This window comes from Mangrovimonas sp. DI 80 (assembly GCF_001975575.1).
Lineage (GTDB): Bacteria > Bacteroidota > Bacteroidia > Flavobacteriales > Flavobacteriaceae > Mangrovimonas_A > Mangrovimonas_A xylaniphaga.
Genome location: NZ_MSDT01000002.1, coordinates 427,699 through 446,879 on the forward strand (window position 1 = coordinate 427,699; position 19,181 = coordinate 446,879).

General features: G+C 38.7%; 15 protein-coding genes. 11 read left to right on the forward strand and 4 right to left on the reverse strand.

Annotation, left to right across the window (positions count from 1 at the left end):
* From BKM32_RS02505 to BKM32_RS02520, 4 genes are all read right to left on the reverse strand, one after another.
* Positions 1-1,980 (reverse strand): beta-N-acetylhexosaminidase, encoded by a 1,980-nt coding sequence (locus tag BKM32_RS02505; RefSeq protein WP_253187384.1) that lies wholly within the window; start codon positions 1,978-1,980, stop codon positions 1-3.
* A gap of 69 nt (positions 1,981-2,049) precedes the next feature.
* On the reverse strand, positions 2,050-3,978 hold the full coding sequence (gene nagB, locus BKM32_RS02510) for a glucosamine-6-phosphate deaminase (RefSeq protein WP_076662415.1): 1,929 nt from the start codon (positions 3,976-3,978) through the stop codon (positions 2,050-2,052).
* A gap of 94 nt (positions 3,979-4,072) precedes the next feature.
* On the reverse strand, positions 4,073-5,662 hold the full coding sequence (locus BKM32_RS02515; protein WP_076662416.1) for a RagB/SusD family nutrient uptake outer membrane protein: 1,590 nt from the start codon (positions 5,660-5,662) through the stop codon (positions 4,073-4,075).
* A 6-nt stretch (positions 5,663-5,668) separates the two neighbouring features.
* Positions 5,669-8,758: a SusC/RagA family TonB-linked outer membrane protein gene (locus BKM32_RS02520; RefSeq protein WP_076662417.1), complete on the reverse strand. Its 3,090-nt coding sequence runs from the start codon at positions 8,756-8,758 to the stop codon at positions 5,669-5,671.
* A gap of 240 nt (positions 8,759-8,998) precedes the next feature.
* Between BKM32_RS02520 and BKM32_RS02525 the strand changes: the two genes are divergently transcribed.
* From BKM32_RS02525 to BKM32_RS02575, 11 genes are all read left to right on the forward strand, one after another.
* On the forward strand, positions 8,999-10,039 hold the full coding sequence (locus tag BKM32_RS02525; RefSeq protein ID WP_253187386.1) for a sensor histidine kinase: 1,041 nt from the start codon (positions 8,999-9,001) through the stop codon (positions 10,037-10,039).
* A complete protein-coding gene (locus BKM32_RS02530) occupies positions 10,036-10,758 on the forward strand; it encodes a LytTR family DNA-binding domain-containing protein (protein WP_076662418.1) in 723 nt (240 codons plus the stop codon). Before BKM32_RS02525 ends, BKM32_RS02530 begins: the two co-directional genes overlap by 4 nt.
* A gap of 21 nt (positions 10,759-10,779) precedes the next feature.
* Positions 10,780-12,108 carry a sugar MFS transporter gene (locus BKM32_RS02535; RefSeq protein ID WP_083702073.1) on the forward strand — a complete coding sequence of 443 codons (1,329 nt, stop codon included), beginning with the start codon at positions 10,780-10,782 and terminating at the stop codon, positions 12,106-12,108.
* Positions 12,109-12,119: 11 nt separating this feature from the next.
* Positions 12,120-13,205 carry an acyltransferase family protein gene (locus tag BKM32_RS02540; RefSeq protein ID WP_076662419.1) on the forward strand — a complete coding sequence of 362 codons (1,086 nt, stop codon included), beginning with the start codon at positions 12,120-12,122 and terminating at the stop codon, positions 13,203-13,205.
* Positions 13,206-13,469: 264 nt separating this feature from the next.
* A complete protein-coding gene (gene rplM / locus BKM32_RS02545) occupies positions 13,470-13,925 on the forward strand; it encodes a 50S ribosomal protein L13 (RefSeq protein WP_053976244.1) in 456 nt (151 codons plus the stop codon).
* Complete coding sequence (gene rpsI, locus BKM32_RS02550) at positions 13,925-14,311, forward strand: 30S ribosomal protein S9 (protein WP_053976245.1); 387 nt, start codon at positions 13,925-13,927, stop codon at positions 14,309-14,311. The genes rplM and rpsI overlap by 1 nt, the downstream gene beginning before the upstream one ends.
* A 143-nt stretch (positions 14,312-14,454) precedes the next feature.
* Positions 14,455-15,225 (forward strand): 30S ribosomal protein S2, encoded by a 771-nt coding sequence (rpsB, locus tag BKM32_RS02555; RefSeq protein WP_053977069.1) that lies wholly within the window; start codon positions 14,455-14,457, stop codon positions 15,223-15,225.
* Between the two features lie 91 nt (positions 15,226-15,316).
* Positions 15,317-16,291 (forward strand): translation elongation factor Ts, encoded by a 975-nt coding sequence (tsf, locus tag BKM32_RS02560; RefSeq protein ID WP_076662420.1) that lies wholly within the window; start codon positions 15,317-15,319, stop codon positions 16,289-16,291.
* A 193-nt stretch (positions 16,292-16,484) separates the two neighbouring features.
* Positions 16,485-17,192: a UMP kinase gene (gene pyrH / locus BKM32_RS02565; protein WP_053976247.1), complete on the forward strand. Its 708-nt coding sequence runs from the start codon at positions 16,485-16,487 to the stop codon at positions 17,190-17,192.
* Between the two features lie 50 nt (positions 17,193-17,242).
* Entirely contained in the window at positions 17,243-17,800 is a 558-nt protein-coding gene (gene frr / locus BKM32_RS02570; protein WP_053976248.1) for a ribosome recycling factor, read from the forward strand.
* A gap of 63 nt (positions 17,801-17,863) precedes the next feature.
* Entirely contained in the window at positions 17,864-19,138 is a 1,275-nt protein-coding gene (locus BKM32_RS02575) for a hypothetical protein (RefSeq protein WP_076662421.1), read from the forward strand.
* The last annotated feature ends 43 nt before the right edge of the window (positions 19,139-19,181 follow it).

Here is a 19,181-nt window from a genome sequence, read left to right on the forward strand (position 1 = left end):
CTATTTTCTTAGGTAGTTTTGCTCAGAAAAAAGTACCAGTTTTTCCAAATCTTCCGCAATGACAAGTTCCACATCCACATAAGGCTTTTTAAGTGCTTGCATTAATCCTTTTAGTTCACCCAACTGTTTTTGGGAAACCTGTTTATCATCAAGAATTTCAGTCAATAATAAAGTTGTTTCACTCAAAGATTTAGACAAAGGAAGAAGCGGCTGAACATTTGGCGCATTCTCGATTTTCATCAATTCCTGATGGTTTTTCCCCAAAATATGCAACCAAACCAACACACTTTGTTTAGACTCCTCGGAAGGATTTGCTACGAAGTTTTGAACACTTTTCTTAATTGCAAACTTGTCTACTGCATCGGCAACACAAGCATCTGCAAACAAAGTAAATGGCGAATAGGTTTTGTACTCGGTACCGTTTTCATTTCTTGTATAAATTTCCAAAGGCTCACAAATATTTGATAATTCAACCAACGGCTGTATATTTTGATTATTGGTCATCATTCTTAAAATGACATGACGGTTTTTGAGATGTGTGATCCCCAATTCCTCCAATCTAAAACTCACATCATCAAGACGAGGTAACATCAAATCAACATCATTCACTTCCTTTGGTGACCAAAATCGTTCAGCAATAGCTGCCGTTCTTGGCCAAATTCTAGAATCAATTGTCAACGGTGTTACCAATTCACTCCACATCGTTACTTCACCACCTAAAATACGTTTACGCTCTTCAGCTGTCAATTTTGTATCGCCAATGGGTTCTACCGAATAATGCTCCACCACAGACTGCATCCTATCGATATAAAATCCATCGGACAGTACCGTATTGTAGCCCGACTTGGCTGCAGCAATAAGTGTTTCCCCTTTTGAAAACCCCTCATTTTCACCTCTCCAAGAATGAATTACTGCCGTTGTTGGCATATTCTCGGTCATGATTTCATCCCACCCCATCAACTTTTTGCCTAATTTATTTAGAATCACTTCCAACTTAATATTGAAATAGGTTTGAAGATCATGATTCGTCTTCAATTTATGTTTTTGCTTAAACTTTTGAATTTGCTCATTCTCATCCCAATGTTTGCCTTCATTCTCATCGCCACCAATATGAAAATAAGCATCCGGAAACAAAGGAGTCATTTCTGTAAACAAACGCTCCAAGAACACATAGGTTTTATCGTTTGTTGGATCCAAGGTAGGGTCAAAAACGCCTGAATAACGTTCCACCTCATACACATACCCAGGCTTGCTCCCTAGTTCTGGAAAAGCCGTTAAAATAGCCGAAGCATGTCCCGGTACATCAAATTCAGGAACCACACGAATTCCCAACTTATCGGCATACGCCACTACATCCTTAATTTGTTCTTGGGTATAAAATAAGCCATCTGAAGCCAATTCTGTAAGCTCAGGAAACACCTTAGACTCTATCCGAAATCCTTGGTCGTCGATCAAATGCCAATGAAATACATTCATTTTCACGGAAGCCATGGCGTCTAAATTTCGCTTTAGAACATCTACTGGCTGAAAATGCCTTGCCACGTCAATCATCAAACCTCGCCAAACAAAACGCGGTTGGTCATTAATGGAAAGCCCAGGAAAGTAGTATTGAGTTTCATTGGAAGTCACTGTTTGCAGCAAGGTTTCCAGGGCCCTCATAGCACCAACATCGGTTTTAGCTTTTATGAGTACATTTTTGTCACTAATCTCTAATGAATAGGATTCGTCTGTTTCAATGGTTAAATTGGAAACCTCATCAAATGAAATTTGAATAGTTGCCTGAGTATCTTCCACAGGAAATCCTTTATCCAAAAACACACCTGTTCTTCCAGACAGCCTTCTTAAAAACTTTGTAACCGCTGTATAAACACGTCCCTTACTATTTCCGTTAATGGAAATAGTAAGTTCTGAGTCAACAACCAACCTAGTATTATGTTCCCTAATTTCTGATGGCCAAGGCATCAGATTGTATGTTTCCATAAGGCTATTTTGGGAATATCCCACAAAGGCCATTAGGAAGAAAAAAATCCTTAATAATTGTTTCATAAACTAAAAGTGGTATCGCTTAAAAGCTTCTATAGCGGCGTATTCCGCCAAGCCCAAATCGTTATATTTTTTGGCCGTCAATCGGTTCCTATCCTCTACCCTCACCCAAAATTCCCTGGAGTCATCCCCTTGAAACATCACCCCATCCTTTTGTGTTTGGTGATAGAAAATTGCATGACGTTTTCTGAGTACTTGGTCCGGACTTAAAGGCACTGCCATCTCTATTTGATAGGTTTCCCATTCATGCCAAGCACCACGGTACAACCAAACCCAGCAGTCTTTCATGTAATCCCTTTGTTTTAAAACATCTAGAGCTTCAAACAAAACATCCAAACACACTTTGTGGGTTCCATGTGGATCGGCCAAATCACCGGCCGCATAGATTTGATGCGGTTTGATGTTCTCTATAAGATTGCACATGATTTCCAAATCATCTTGGGACAAATTGTTCTTTTTAATGGTCCCTGTTTCGTAAAACGGCAAGTCCAAAAAGTGTACTTGATTATCGGGCAACCCCAAATACCTAGTTGCTGCCAAAGACTCACTTCGACGAATCATAGCCTTGAGCTTTCTCGCTTCCAATGAATCAACATCATTCTGAGTTTTCTTCTTTAAAAACTCAATGATTATATCAGCTCCGTTAGAATACGAATTCAAGGCTTTGGAAATTTCAGCAAACTTTAAAGCTTCTTCATCAGACACCGCAATGTTTCCTGAGGTTTGATAAGCAATATGAACCTCATGTCCTTGCTCTACCAATCGATCAAAAGTACCGCCCATAGAAATGACATCATCATCAGGGTGCGGACTAAAAATTATGACCCGTTTCTTAGGAATATTAGCACGTTCTGGTCGATTGGAATCATCAGCATTTGGTTTTCCTCCCGGCCAACCCGTAATGGTATGCTGCAACTTATTGAACATCTTAATATTCAAATCGTATGCTGTGCCCTCTTCAGTAAGTAATCCTGACATCCCATTGTCGTTATAATCCTTATCGGTTAACTTCAAAATAGGCTTCCCTGTTAACTCACTCAACCAAACTACCGCTTTCAGTTTAAGTTCTTCGGTCCACACACAGGAGGTTACCAACCATGGTGTTTTTACACGCGTCAATTCTTCCGAAGCGCCTTCATCAAGCACAAAAGTAGTATTGTCATGCTCCTGTAAGTAGGTAGCCGGAACATGGGCGGTAATTTCGCCTTCAATAGTTTTTTTGATGATTTCCGCCTTACTCACACCCCAGGCCAACAGGACGATTCTTCGGGCATTTCTAACCGTTCCCACGCCCATGGTGATGGCTTTTCTTGGAACATTGTCGATTCCAAGAAAGGAATGCGCCGCATCACTTCTGGTTAAATGATCTAAGGTGATGCTTCGCGTGGCAGAATTATAATGAGATCCAGGCTCGTTAAAACCAATATGTCCCGTTCTTCCAATTCCCAACAACTGAAAATCGATACCACCAACGGCTTTAATTTTCAACTCGTAATCAATACAATATTGATACAATTCATCCGGGCTTATTTTACCGTCTGGAATATGAACATTCTCCGGCAAAATATCGACATGATCGAACAAATGCTGATGCATAAAGTAATGGTAACTTTGGATATTGCTTTTATCCATAGGATAATACTCATCTAGGTTGAATGTAATCACATTTACAAAACTCAATCCCTCCTCTTTGTGCATGCGAACAAGCTCCTCATACACCTTAATGGGAGACGACCCTGTTGCCAACCCCAACACACAAGGTTGGTTTTTGGCCGCCTTCCCCCTAATCAAATCAGCAATTTCATGAGCCACCAAAATGGAGGCCTCATTGGAAGTTTTAAAGATAACGTTGTGGATTTTTTCAAAACGGGTTTCTTCAAACTTCCCTGCTTCCCTATATACGATACTGTTATAATCTGCAATATCCAGTTTCATGCTAAATTTCTTTTTAAATGATATGTTGATAAAACAAGCGGAAAATTGAACTCCCGCTTGCCTTTCTGCTAACTAAAATGAATATGAAAAAAATTTAAAAGTTAGATCCTCCGGTATCCCACCATAAACGCGTCCCTCCTGTATCGGGACCATTAAGATAGCCCATGGCAGTTTGCACATTGTCACCATTGGTATTGATTTCGCTATCCACGAAATTGATACGTCTAATTTGAACATCTGTATCTATTTCACCACCACTGTTGTTCACCACCACTGGAAATACTCTAGGATACCCTGTACGTCTAAATTCACTCCAAGCCTCTTGGCCATCAGGGAACATGGCAATCCATTTTTGGGTAATGATTTGTTCCAATTTTTCCTCATTGGTTCCCGCCACATTAAATGCCACAGTTACGTCACTTGGATATGCATAATCATTGTCGGGATTTAAAGCATCTATAAAATCATTTGGAGTACTTGTAGCATCCGCTAAATAAGCATCAGCACCACCAACACCAAATTGTGCAAAAGATGCCATCACACCCGCTTCATAATTAGCCTGAGCATCTCCTGCACCAGTCCAGCCCCTAAGAGCCGCTTCAGCTTTTAAGAAATGAATTTCAGCTGCCGTCATCCATACTTTTGAATCACCTTCAACTGCCTCGCCAATTAAAGAGTGGCTTCCGTATTGTGCTTTCGCTTCAATTTCAATTCCCTGTCTGATCCCTTTATAATCACCTAAGGTTTCATCTAGAGGCGCATCAAAAAACTTAGCAATTCTTGGATCATTGAATCCCTTTAGAATCGATTCCATTTCGGCACTCATACAGATATCACCCCAAACTTTACTGATGGTATAGATTGGGTGAACAAAACCTCCCATATCAATGGTCATAGTTTCATCTAGCAGCCCTGCATTACTGTTAAATGCTTTTTCACCTTCTGTTTGTGCCAAAGTTGGATTCACTTTAGACACTCTAATTGCCAAACGCAATCTCAAGGAATTCGCAAAAGTTCTCCATTTAGCAATATCTCCTCCAAAACTGGATTGATCGAAAGCTACAAATTGTGCATCTCCCACATATGCCTCCAAACCATCGATAGCTTCATCCAAATCAGCAAAGAAGGCTACATAAGCTTCTTCTTGCGAATCATATTGCCCAGTGGTTTCGTAATCGTTGTATTTTGTATAACGAATAGGTCCAAACACATCGGAAACACGATGCATAGCCATTACCTTAATGATGTTTGCCAAATACACAAATTTGTAGCCACTCTCATCTCCAGATAATTCCACTTGTTGCCAGATCTCACGAGCATATGGCATGACACCATTTCCGTTAGCCGCATCATATGCATCGCTCCAAATAAATCCGTTCCACCCATTTACCAAGGCGTAGGTTTGGTTATTGATATTTCCTGCAAAAGGTGTTGGCGCCGTCATATAACCAGAAAACACATCGGCATTCAAGTTTTGTTGCAATTGGTAGTTCCAAGCTGGTTCTACACGAATGACATTTGAAAACAATGGCGAAAAACGAGATCCAATATGGTTGTTTTGCTGCGTTAAACTGGCCTGGGAAATCCCATTTGGATCGGTATTGATATCCTCAAAATCCCCAGTACAATTTATCAAACTCATAGCCACTAGAGAGGCTAGGGTATATTTTGTTATGTGTTTCATAGCATTTTAGAAATTTACGTTAATGTTTAACCCGATGCTTCTAGTAGAAGGTTGGTTATAGATATCCACTCCCTGAAGTCCTAAACCTGTACTGGCAGCCACATTAGGATCGAACGGTGCATCTTTATAAAAGAAGAACAGATTATTGGCGATTAAAGAGAAACTGACATCATCAATAAACTTATCCTGAAGATTAAGTTTGTACCCTAAGGACAATTCTCTTAAGCTCACATTGGTAGCATCATATACATACTCACCCAACATACCATCTCTTCCACCAATAGTATTGAAATACTCCTGTGCTGTGATTTGAGAAGCCACACCACTTTCATCAACCACATCAACCATCCCTCCGTTGGTATTTCTAACATCAGCTGAAGCTTGAGACACTCCATACTTGTCATTTACGGCTTCGGTAACACTCATGACATCCCCGCCGAACTTTCCATCTATCAAAACATTTAAAGTGAAGTTCCCAAATTCAAACGTATTGTTCCAACCTAGAGTAAAATCTGGCTGGGCGTGAGCTACAGTTTCAAAATCGGTAGACATTAAGGTTCCTGAAGAATTGATTACAGGTGTGCCATTTTCGTCTCTTACCAAGGAACGCGCTTTAATGCTTCCAAAATCTTCTCCTTCAATTAAGGAATACTCATATCCATTCACTCCCCTAGCGGTAATAATTGCCTCACCATCCTGTAAAGATGGGTGTACAGAAATCACTTCATTATCGTTTTGAGCAAAATTCACAGAAGACTCCCAAGAAAATTTATCTGTCTGTACCGGCGTTGCATTCAACACAATTTCGAACCCTTCATTTGAAATTTCACCGGCATTTACAATGTTTTGTGAATATCCATTTGGATTTGGTTCAGCCTGGATATAAAAGATTTGATTGAAGGTATTGGTATTGTAATAAGTAAAGTCGAATCCTAAGCGATTGTTGAAAAAGCGCCACTCGGTTCCAATTTCAAAAGACTTTTGTCTTTCTGGCTCTAATGTTTCCCCTTCCAAAGGCGCAAAAGGTGCGGTTCCAATTCCCGTATTAGTAGCATTGATAGAGTTAAGAGGAATAGTAGCATACACTGGAATATCCGATCCAACTTCGGCATAAGATCCACGAATCTTAGCAAAAGAAATACCATCCGGCATATCGAACATTTCAGACAATACAGTCGTCAAACCAATCGATGGATAAAAGAAGGAATTAGAATCAGTATTCACCAACGTTGAAGACCAATCGCTTCTTCCAGTAACATCCAAGAATACCATATCCTTGAAACCAAAGTTGGCCGATCCAAATACCGACTGCACCTCTCTTCTGCCTACAGATTGGCGAATATTGTTGGTATTGGCAAAGTTGGCAATTGTAAAGACATTAGGATAAATCAAGCCAGCACCATCTCTTCCAGAATCCAAATAAACCTGATCACCGATCGTGTATTTTGTCAAACTAGATCCTAAAATTCCACTAAAGGTGAAATTCTCCGAAAAATCTTTATTATAGTTTAAAATGAAGTCGATGTACTGTTGTGAGTTTTCTGTTTTCTCAAGAATATAACGACCGTTATCCCCGGAGTTCACAGGATCTGTTCCCGCATATTGTCTTTTGTCAAAAGTGAAAAACGATTTATCGTAACTTCCTCTAGATTGCAAGGAAAGCGCATTTGTAATTTGATACTTAACAGACAGGTTTGCATATACACGCTGCGCAATATCCTTACTCGGACTTCTATGAATTAACCAATAAGGATTTTGTTGAATATTTTCGTCAAAAGACGTAGCATATTGATCCATTTGGTTCAAAGCCGTATTGAAATATTCATATTTGTTTTTATAAATATCTCTATCAATCCCTACAGGATGTAAATATACTCCCGTCAATGGGTTTGAATACAAACCATTGGTTGGACGGTTCCAAATACGTTGGTCTGATAAATTAATACTTGCAGACACATCAATTTTTTCATTTAAAAACTTCGCTGTTTCCCTAAGAGTAATATTATTTCTCACCAAACGGTTCTCAGGAATCACGCCTTCTCCAATAGTATTAGCATAAGAAAAATAGGTTTGGGCCTTTTGGTTCCCTGCTGTTAGCGACATGGAACTGATAGAAGTAAATCCTGTATTAAAGAAGTCTTTAGGGTCGTTAGACAAACCACCTACTTTATCTCCCCAAGATTTAGCATCTACTACCCTTCCATTTTCAGCTATGGGTTGTCCAACAGAAACACTTTGGTATTCCGATTGCAACTCAGGCAAAGACATCACATTGTCAACAGTAAAATTAGAAGTGAAGTTCACGGTTAAAGTTCCCTCCTTACCTTTTTTAGTGGTAATTAAAATCACCCCATTTGCCCCTTGACTTCCATACAAAGCCGAAGCCGAAGCTCCTTTTAAAACCGTCATGCTTTCAATATCATCTGGATTGATCATGGACATGACATCTCCTCCATCACGGTTTCCTGTTTGACTACCAAAAATATCTGTACCGGGTTCATTTCCGTTAGAACCGTTTCCACTATTAAGCATTGGAATACCATCAATTACATATAGCGGATCATTATCACTTGTAGAAGCATTCCCCCTCAAAACCACTTTAACAGCACCACCCAAACCAGAAGAACTTCTTGAAATGGTAACCCCGGCAGACTTACCAGACAAACTATTAATAGGGTTGGTTTGCTTCACTTTGGTAAGTTCATCACCACTTACCTCTTGCGCCGAATAGGTCAAGGCCTTTTTCTCTTTGGAAATCCCCAAAGCCGTAACAATTACTTCTCCCAACATCTCCGTATCTTCCGCCAATTGCACATTTATAACATTGCTATCTGCAACTGTGACCTTTTTGGTGGTCATTCCCAAATAACTAAAAGTAAGTACGTCACCAACCGATGCCGTTAAGGTATAATTACCATCAAAATCTGTTTGCGTCCCATGGGTAGTTCCTTCAACCAACACATTGACACCTGGAATAGGCATCCCGTTGGCCTGGGAAGTAACAGTTCCGGTCACTGTTTTTTCCTGCGCAAATGAGAAGTTTACAGCAAAAAATAACAATGAACACAAAAACGTCATTTTTAAATTGTGTTTCATAAAATGAATTGTTTAGTTGTTTATTGATGTCCAAAGTAACTAGGATGAAAAATATTAAGAAAAAAAATATATAAACGACAAGAATTAACACACAGACAACATTCTATTAACGATAAACGATTTCCTACAAATAAACAATTGTCATTTTTATTGCTAATCACATAATATATTTCTAAAATTGTCATAATTAATTAAAGAATCAACAACACAAATATTCATTTAAAACAAAAACCTCAACTCTTGCTTAACAAAAAAATAGCTAACAATATTCCTTTAAAGTATCATATCCTGTTTTGGTTGCTGTACTTTTCGTTTAATGTGGTACGATGGGGAAGCTATTTCAACGACTATTGGTACTCCTTAAAATCCAACCTTGTTGAATTTCCTATTCACATTATTGTGGTGTACATCAATGTATATTATCTCATTCCGAAATTCATTTTAAGGCGGAAATACAAAACCTACATAGCATGGCTCTTTGGTATCCTTATCTTAGTTTATTTGGTAAGAACGGGACTCAACTATCTTTTGGTAACCAAGGAAATTTGGCCAGAAGCCGAAGAGGCCGGAAAGTTCCTTGAGACCAACCACCTCATTGCCGTAATTTTGGGTGAACTTTATGTTTTGGCCTTTGTAACCGCCATACAATTGCTTATTGATTGGCCAATAGAACTAAGAAGAAATGAAGACCTTGCCAAGTTACAACTGAGCACGGAGTTGAAGTTTTTAAGAACCCAAATACAGCCGCATTTCTTCTTCAACACCTTAAACAACCTTTACGCGCTCACTTTACAAAAATCGGATGACGCTCCAAGGCTGGTGATTAAACTTTCGGACATTATGCAATATGTACTGTATGAAGTAAGCAGCTCCAAGGCCAATTTGCTTGAAGAAATCAACCATATCAATAATTATATCGACATAGAGCATATTCGTTTTAAGGATCGTATAGATTCTGAGCTTGATATTACTGGAGATATTGAAGACGTTCAGGTACCACCTCTACTGTTTTTATCATTTATTGAAAACTGTTTCAAACATGGTTTAAAAGGGAATGACAATATCAAGATTAATATGAGTTTTGAAATCCTTAATAAACACTATCTGGAATTCAAATTATCCAATACGTTTAACCCAGAAGTTGTTCAAGAAAACAACCATGGCATTGGGATTGCCAACACCAAACGAAGGTTAAATTTATTATTTTCTAATGATTATGTCCTTGAAACTGATATTTTAGACGACACTTATAACATTTACTTAAAAATTCCTATCCAATGAAAATTAAGTGCGTAATCATAGATGACGAATCGTTGGCCATTGAAGTGATAGAAAGTCACCTAAAAAACTTTGACCATGTAGAAATTTTGGGCACTTTCAATAATCCACTAAAGGCTTACAGCCTCTTGGAACAGGAAAAAATAGACATTGTTTTTCTGGATATCAATATGCCACAAATGTCCGGATTCACTTTTATCGAAAACCTAAATCACAAACCTCTTATTGTTATTACTACCGCTTACAGGGAATATGCTGTAAAGAGTTTCGAACTCAATGTTTTGGATTATTTGGTAAAACCCATCCCTTTTACTCGCTTTTTAAAAACCATGAATAAGGTGTACCAACAAGTCTATCTTAACAATGTAAGCAATGATTCCAACCTTCAACAGGAACCTCATATTTTTCTTAAGGTAAATAAAAAACTGATCAAGGTGAATTTGGGAGACATTCTATATATAGAAAGCCTTAAAGATTACGTAAAAGTCATCACAACCATGGGCGATTATGTGGTTCACAAATCCCTTACAGCTATTAGCGAGGAATTGCCTCAATCCAATTTCATCAGGGTACACCGATCCTACACCATTTCAATCAATAAAATTGTAGCCCTTGAAGGAAATACTATTGAGATTTCCAATAAAAAAATACCTATCGGAAGAAACTACCTTAAACAAACCAAAGAACGCATCTTCAATACCACTGAAGATATTGAAACCTAACTATTACTTAAAATTTAACTTATGTCTAAAGCTATAGATATGCCCATTGCACAAAAACAAAGCAGCTTATTCCCAATCCTGGTTATTGCCGGATTGTTCTTCATATTTGGATTCATCACATGGATCAACGGCGCCTTGATTCCCTTTATGAAAACCATCAACGAATTAACCGATGCCCAATCCTATTTGGTGGCCTCGGCCTCCTATATTTCCTTTGTGGTCATGGCACTTCCCGCCTCTTTTATCATTGGTAAAATTGGCTATAAAAAAAGTATGTCACTTGGACTAATCATCATGGCTTTGGGTGCTTTATTATTCATTCCTGCGGCCGAAGCCAGAACCTATTGGGTTTTTCTTACTGGAATTTTTATTCAAGGTGCAGGTATGACTTTATTGCAAACGGCCTCAAATCCTTACATCACAATTTTGGGACCTATTGAAAGTGCTGCAAAACGTATTGCTATTATGGGGATTGCCAACAAGGTTGCTGGCGCTTTGGGATCGGTGATTTTTGGAGCACTTTTACTTTCAGGAATTGATAACATCAAGGAACAACTAAGTACTGTGGATGCCACTGAAAAAGCATCTTTGCTCAATCAAATGGCCGATAGTGTGGTCATGCCATATATTGTCATGGCCCTAGTATTGTTCATTTTAGGAATATTGATAAGAAAAGTAAACCTTCCACATGTTGAAGCAGAGACAGAAGATTTAAAAGATGGTGAAACAGCAAAAGTAAGCATCTTCCAATTCCCTCATTTATGGTTGGGCGTAATTGCACTTTTTGTATATGTAGGGGCCGAAGTAATTGCTGGTGACACTATCATTTCTTATGGAATTTCATTAAACCTACCCGTTGAAGAGGCTAAATTCTTCACGCTTTTCACCTTAATGGCCATGGTATTCACCTATGCATTAGGCGTCTTTTTGATTCCTAAATACATCAGTCAGGTACTTGCCCTAAGAGTCAGTGCTGTATTGGGGATTTTGTTTTCCATCTGCATTTTATTGACCAGTGGTTTTACTTCTGTGCTGTTCGTTGCTGCATTAGGAATTGCTAATGCTTTGGTATGGCCGGCCATTTGGCCTCTAGCTTTAAAAGGCCTTGGAAAATTCACCAAAACCGGATCGGCTCTTTTAATTATGGCGATCTCTGGAGGCGCTTTAATCCCACCATTGTACGGAACCTTGGTTGACCATAAAAAGGAGGCTTTATTGGCCAGTGGTACGGATGCCTTAAATTCAGCTGCGGAAGCTTCCACCTCTAGCTATTGGATTTTAATTCCATGTTATGTTTTGATTCTTTTCTACGCCCTTTACGGACACAAAATAAGATTCAAAACCAGCTAATATTTTCTTTGATGAAAAATAGAATTGAAGCCGTTGACCTCTTAAGGGGATTTACCATTGTGGCCATGATTTTGGTCAACACCCCCGGAGATTGGAACCATGTGTACAAACCATTGTTACATGCAGAATGGAATGGACTCACGCCAACAGATTTGATATTTCCATTCTTCCTATTTATTGTGGGCATCTCTATCTATTTTTCGTATAAAAACAAACCCAACACAGTCCCAACCTATCGAAAAATAACCATTAGAAGTTTAAAACTGATTGGCTTGGGACTCTTTCTAAACCTATTTGTCCCATATCTCCCATTTATTACGGACTTAAGCACTTTTAGAATTCCGGGAGTTTTACAACGGATTGGAATCGTCTTTTTGATTTCCTCCATCTTATATCTGAATTGCAAACCAAGAACGCTGCTTTTTATCAGCATAGCCATTTTACTGTCCTATTCCATTTTTTCAGGATGGATTCCTTTTCCAAACGGTACATTGCCTAGCTTGGATAGAGCACCAAATAATTGGGCCAATTATATAGACCTTAAAGTTTTTGGGCAGCATATGTGGCAAGCAGATTACGACCCAGAAGGATTACTGAGCACATTGCCTTCCATCGTAAGTTGCGTTACTGGTATTCTCATCGGGAAACTTTTGGACGGACCAACGCCATTAAGATATTTGACCGGAGCAATTGTGATACTTTTGGCAACGGGATATTTATTGAGTATTTGGATTCCCATCAACAAAGCTTTATGGAGCAGCAGCTTTGTACTAGTCACCTGTGGTTGGGGATCACTTATCCTCACCATTATATATTATATTACCGATGTGAGGAAACTATCTTTCGGGTCCATATTTAAACAGGTTGGCATGAACGCCATAGTCATTTACTTCCTATCAAGTTTGATTTCAAAGTCGTTTTACTTGATTCCTACTGGCGAATCACATAATGTACATTCATGGCTTTACCAAAAGTTCTTTACGTTTTCCACTATTCCGCAGGAACTCTCATCTTTACTTTATGCCCTGTCGGTTGTTTTAAGTTATATAGCGTTGGCCCATTTACTCTATAAAAGAAAAATTTTCATCAAGGTCTAACAGCCATACTTGCAAAAGCAACTTGTTTAAAATAACAATCACGCCGTTAAAGATTGTTCAACCTAAAACAACATAAACAAGAGCTATCAACATCAAAACACCAACATAAGACATAACATCCTGAAAGTGTTTTGTTAAACTCAAACACAAATTCAATTTAATTGACGGATAAAATTTCAGCCCACACTATTTGGTAATCAAATATATAATCGTAAATTTGCAAACTCTTTTTGAGAGAGGAATGTTTAATTTAAATTAATTAGTGTGGACACATTAAGCTACAAAACTATTTCAGCAAACAAAGCTACTGTAAACAAAGAGTGGGTTTTGGTTGATGCTGAAGGTCAGACTTTAGGTCGTTTAGCTTCAAAAGTTGCAAAACTTTTAAGAGGTAAACATAAGCCTAACTTCACACCACACGTTGATTGTGGAGATAACGTAATTGTTATCAATGCAGAGAAAATCAACTTGACAGGAAACAAGTGGAACGACAAAACTTACATTCGTCACACAGGTTACCCAGGTGGTCAAAGAAGTTTAACTGCTACCGAGATGTTTGGAAAAGATCCAGCTAGGTTAGTAGAAAAATCAGTAAAAGGAATGTTGCCTAAAAACAAATTAGGAGCAAACTTATTCCGTAATCTAAATGTTGTTGTTGGTGCAGCTCATACTCATGAGGCTCAAAAACCAAAAACAATTAACTTAAACGAATTCAATTAATGGAAGTAATTCACAAAATCGGCCGTAGAAAGACGGCTGTTGCTCGTGTGTATGTAGCCCAAGGTTCTGGGAACATCACGGTTAACAAAAAAGACATGGCGGTTTATTTTCCTACTGCAACTTTACAGTACAAAGTAAACCAACCTTTGACCATGACTAACAATGATGGCAACTTTGACATTACTGTTAATGTATATGGCGGTGGTATTACCGGTCAAGCAGAAGCTATCCGTTTGGCAATTTCTCGCGCTTTGTGTGAGGTAGATGCAGAAAACAGATTGACTTTAAAGCCAGAAGGTTTATTGACAAGAGACCCAAGAATGGTAGAGCGTAAGAAATTCGGTCAGAAGAAAGCTCGTAAGAAATTCCAGTTCTCTAAACGTTAATCCCACAGTAAAAGAAACAACCCAGTTTTTGTTGTCCATAGCCTGTTAAGGCTAGGATTTAGTTTAGCATCTAAATGGACAAGGCGAACGCAACGCGTGACCACTTGCCCATTGCTAATCAACAGAACGTAAACTATTACAAAATGGAAAAAGTAGAAGTAAAAGAATTATTAGAAGCAGGTGTACATTTTGGTCACTTGACCAGAAAGTGGGATCCAAACATGGCTCCTTACATCTACATGGAGCGTAACGGCATCCATATCATCAATCTTTACAAGACAGCTGCAAAAATCGAAGAAACTGCTGAAGCTCTTCACAAAATTGCTGCTTCTGGAAAGAAAATCTTATTTGTAGCTACAAAAAAGCAAGCAAAAGACATCGTTGCTGACAAAGCAGGCGCTGTAAACATGCCATACATCACTGAAAGATGGCCAGGTGGAATGTTGACCAACTTTGTAACTATCAGAAAAGCTGTTAAGAAAATGGCTTCTATCGATAGAATGAAAAAAGATGGAACTTTCAACACTCTATCTAAAAAAGAGCGTTTACAAGTTGACCGTTTAAGAGCTAAGTTGGAGAAAAACTTAGGTTCTATCAGCGACATGACTCGTTTGCCAGGAGCTTTGTTTGTAGTGGACATCAAACGTGAGCACATTGCAATTAAAGAAGCACAAAAATTAAACATTCCAATCTTTGCAATGGTTGATACCAACTCTGACCCACGTCAAGTTGATTATTTGATTCCTTCAAATGATGATGCTTCAAAGTCTATAGATAAAGTTTTATCTCTTGTTACTTCAGCAATCGCTGACGGTTTATCTGAAAGAAAATCAGACAAAGCTGTAAAAGAAGAAGGTAAAACTTCAGCAAAGAAATCAGCAAAAGCTAAAGTTGCTGGTGACGAAGAAGAATAAGATAACATTTACAAAACACAAATAAGTCGTTTAATTCTTTTCTTTGTTGAAAATTAATTGAACGACTTTTTTTTAAAAAATTCAAATACTTATGGAAGGTACAGTAAAAATTACAGCTGCTGAAGTAAACAAGTTGAGACAGGCTACTGGAGCCGGTATGATGGACTGTAAAAAGGCTTTGGTTGAGGCTGAAGGTGATTTTGACAAAGCCATTGAGGTTTTACGTAAGAAAGGTCAAAAAGTAGCAGAAAAGAGAGCTGACAGAGATTCTTCTGAAGGTGCTGCTGTTGCTAAAGTAAATGACGACAACACTGCTGGTGTTGCGATCGTTTTAGGATGTGAAACTGACTTCGTTGGTAAAAACGAAAACTTTGTGGCCCTTGCCAACCAATTGGCTGACTTGGCCCTTACCGTAGATTCTAAAGACGCTTTATTGGCTGCTACAATCGACGGAATGACTGTTGCTGACAAATTAACTGAGCAAACTGGTGTAATTGGTGAAAAACTAGACATCACTGGATTTGAGAAATTGGAAGCTCCATACGTTGGTTCTTACGTACACATCAACAAAATTGCTGCTTTAGTTGGATTGTCTGCTAAAGTTGACAACGCTGATGTATTGGTTAAGGATGTAGCTATGCAAGTAGCTTCTATGGGTGCAACTACGTTATCTTACAAAGATTTCGATCCTGCTTTTATCGCTTCTGAAACTGAAGCTAGAATTGCAGTAATCGAAAAAGATAACGAAGAGTTGGCTCGTTTGGGTAAAACCCTTAAAAACGTACCTAAGTTCATCTCTATGGCTCAATTGACTCCAGAAGCATTGGCTGAAGCTGAAGAAGAAGCTAAAGCGCAATTGAAAGCTGAAGGTAAGCCAGAACAAATTTGGGACAAAATTTTACCAGGTAAAATGGAGCGTTTCATTTCAGACAACACTACTCTAGACCAAGAGAAATGTTTGTTGGATCAAAACTTCATCAAAGATGAAAAAATGAACGTTGCCAAATATGTGGAATCTTACGGAGACGTAGTAATCACAGATTTCAAACGTGTAAGCGTAGGATAGTCTAGTACTGTTCAAAATATTTAAAAAAGCTTCTCCTTACGAGAAGCTTTTTTTATAACCCAAAAACAAAAAAATTACGTAGTTTTGCTAAACTTAAAAAAGTACTGTAAATAAGCTGCTCTTAACTTGTTTATCTACTGAGCAAAAGACACTTAAAGTTTGCAGCTTCTTTAAAACAAATCGTCTCAAACTAATGAAATACAACAGAATACTTCTAAAATTATCTGGAGAAGCACTAATGGGGAGCCGCCAATACGGCATTGACCCTGTAAGATTGGCCGAATATGCCGAAGACATTAAATCCATAACAGACAAAGGCGTTGAAGTTGCCATTGTTATTGGAGGAGGAAATATTTTTAGAGGTGTGGCTGGTGCCAGCAATGGTATGGATCGTGTACAGGGAGACCACATGGGGATGTTGGCTACTGTTATCAACGGATTGGCATTACAAAGTGCCCTGGAAAACTCTGGGATTCCTACACGCTTGCAAACAGCTATCAAAATAAATGAAGTGGCCGAACCGTTCATTCGTCGCAAAGCCATCCGTCATTTGGAAAAAGGTCGTGTGGTAATTTTTGGTGGTGGAACGGGAAACCCATATTTCACTACAGATTCTGCCGCTGTATTGCGCGCCATTGAAATAGAAGCCGATGTCATCCTTAAAGGAACTCGTGTTGACGGAATTTATAATGCCGATCCAGAAAAAGATGAGACCGCAGTAAAATTCGACCATATTACTTTTGACGACGTTTTACAAAGAGGTTTGAAAGTCATGGACACAACAGCCTTTACCCTTAGCCAAGAAAACCAATTGCCAATTATTGTATTCGATATGAATACCAAAGGCAATTTGCTAAAAGTGATTTCTGGCGAAAACATCGGAACCAAAGTAAACCTATAGCCCCTTACCACGAAGCTTATTTTTTGTAATCACATTAAATTTCAAAGAACATGAACGAAGAGATTCAATTTATATTAGATGCTACCAAAGAAGCCATGGATGGTGCCATTAGGCACTTGGAAAAGCAATTCGTTAACATTAGAGCAGGAAAGGCAAGCCCTGCAATGCTTGGTAGCGTTATGGTAGATTATTATGGTTCTCAAACACCTTTAAACCAAGTTGCCAACGTAAACACTCCAGACGGAAGAACGATTACGGTACAACCTTGGGAGAAGAACATGCTCCAGGAAATTGAGCGTGGCATCATGTTGGCCAACATTGGCTTCAACCCAATGAATAACGGTGACACTATTATCATCAATGTACCGCCTTTAACCGAAGAGCGTCGTAAAGAATTGGTAAAACAAGCCAAAACTGAAGCTGAAGATGCCAAAATTGGGGTAAGAAGCGCGAGAAAAGATGCCAATAATGACATCAAAAAACTTACTGAAGTATCTGAAGACCTTCAAAAAAATGGTGAAATTGATGTACAAGGAATGACCGATAAGTACGTTAAGAAAATAGATGAGCTTTTGGCTGTAAAAGAAAAAGAGATCATGACGGTATAAAAGAAAGCGACATCAATTGTCGCTTTTTTTAGATGCCTTTTAATAACCATTTCGATATTCTACATGCGTAAGCACTGCATTTCCTTATTTATTGTTCTATGCTCTATCGCCGTACAGTCGCAAACCGCACCAACAGACTCCTTAAATAGCACCAAACAAGACTCCATAAAAAGGAAGGCTTTTATAACCAATATTGGCAACGGTTATTTCCCTACCAAATATTTCAATTTTGATTTGAGATATTTAGTAAAATTTAACCAATACGAAGGCTTTCGTACAGGTATGGGAGCAGTTACCAATGACGCCTTTTCAAGCAGATACCGTGCCACCGGATATCTGTCTTACGGATTTAGAGACGACCGATGGAAATACAGCATTGGTGGAGGCACAAGGGTGAGACCGCGTTCCAACACTTGGATCAATGTGGCCTACACAGACGATCTTCAGGAAACGGGAAGTTCCACCTTTTTAACGGACAAACGCTTTTTTCAACTGTTTCAACCACGATTGCTTAACATTGATCTGTTCCACCGATTGATCAATCGGACTATTTCCTTGGAACACCGCATTTCGCCACGCTTGCTCACAGAAATCCAATTGGCCAGCACCGATGTTTTGCCAACCTATGGCTATTCCTTTGTGGTGGATGACAAGGCCTATCATGATTTCGATTTGACCACTTCAATTGTATCCCTGCAATGGAGTCCATTTAGTAGATACGAATATGTTGACGATAAGTTGAGGGAACTTAAAAAGGGATTTCCACAGTTTACCCTGCAATACACCCAGAGTTACAAGAACATCTTTGATGGCAACTTCAATTTCTTAAAATTAGATTTCAGAAGTATCTATCAAATTGTATATCCTAATGCTTCGGAAACAAAATTCACATTGCGTGCCGGAATTGCAAAAGGAAAGGCACCGCTAACCCATTTGTACCACACCTACCCCAACAACATCACCAAGGAAACCATTTTACAACGTTTCTCTGTAGCGGGACTGAACAGTTTTGAGACCATGTACTTCAATGAGTTTTTCTCAGATAGATTTACAACCTTTCAAATCAAACATTTCTTTAAGCCCTTTAAAATCACTGAACGTTACCAACCGCAATTGGTATTGATTACGCGCTATGCCCTCGGTGACATGGACCATATTGAACGACACCAAAATGTTACTTTTGGAACTTTGGATAAAGGCTATACCGAATCTGGTCTTGAAATCAACAAACTATTGTTCGGCTTTGGGCTAAGTTTTGCCTATCGCTATGGCGCTTATCACTTACCAAGGGAAGAAGATAACATTGCCGTAAAGTTTACTTTCAACCTCACCCTTTAACAGAATTAAATACCCTATTTTGCAACCAGTTCCTTAGGTTTTT